This is a genomic window from Sulfitobacter dubius (assembly GCF_027214245.1).
In the GTDB taxonomy this organism is placed as follows: Bacteria; Pseudomonadota; Alphaproteobacteria; order Rhodobacterales; family Rhodobacteraceae; genus Sulfitobacter; species Sulfitobacter dubius_A.
Genome location: NZ_JAPWHM010000033.1, coordinates 1 through 782, shown reverse-complemented (window position 1 = coordinate 782; position 782 = coordinate 1). Strand labels below are relative to the sequence as shown.

Here is a 782-nt window from a genome sequence, read left to right as displayed (position 1 = left end):
ATGGAACACTTAGCAGGTCGGCATACAAAGCCGGCCAATATTAGAACCGAGCCGTCCTCATATCTCTTCAGAAATAGAACACGGGCTACCGCCCGTATGGGTCGGTAGCTCAGGTGGTTAGAGCGCACGCCTGATAAGCGTGAGGTCGGAGGTTCAAGTCCTCCTCGACCCACCATCGCATCTGCAGTGCAGAAGCCTTTTGGGGCCTTAGCTCAGCTGGGAGAGCGCCTGATTTGCATTCAGGAGGTCAGGAGTTCGATCCTCCTAGGCTCCACCAAGCCTTTTGCAGAGCAAAAGGCGTCGCCCTGGTTGCCCGTCCACAGGACGTGCGAGAAGGGCAGCGTTTAAGGCCCTTATTACCTCAACCACTAAGGGCTGGTTCCTCTCGGGCCATTCCTTCGGAATGCCCTGCCGGAACGACGAGTTTTGCCTTCGGCAAAATCTCTTGCACAACTCGCACATTGCTTCGCAATATGCTGTTTGTGCGACGTGCGCGCCTCCGGCGCACACTGGGTCGGTAGCTCAGGTGGTTAGAGCGCACGCCTGATAAGCGTGAGGTCGGAGGTTCAAGTCCTCCTCGACCCACCACTCCTAACCAGAGTGACATTCGGACATATCATCAAGCACATATGTATGTGTTTGATCGTCTGTCCGCAGACGAATTGACATCGTAAAGAGAGATACTAACAACATGTTTGATCGCCCCGCGTTAGGGGATGATCTCGGTTGCTGCCCTTCGGGGCCGGTGTTTGACGGGCTGTTTCCTCGGCCTGCCGGACATA

General features: G+C 55.5%; 3 tRNA genes. All 3 read left to right on the top strand.

Going from position 1 to position 782, the window contains the following annotated elements:
• Nucleotides 1-98 precede the first annotated feature (98 nt).
• The 3 genes from O4H31_RS19490 (at nt 99) to O4H31_RS19480 (ending at nt 588) form a co-directional block, all read left to right on the top strand.
• A tRNA-Ile gene (locus O4H31_RS19490) sits at nt 99-175 on the top strand.
• A gap of 26 nt (nt 176-201) precedes the next feature.
• A tRNA-Ala gene (locus O4H31_RS19485) sits at nt 202-277 on the top strand.
• A gap of 234 nt (nt 278-511) precedes the next feature.
• Nucleotides 512-588 (top strand) — tRNA-Ile (locus O4H31_RS19480).
• The last annotated feature ends 194 nt before the right edge of the window (nt 589-782 follow it).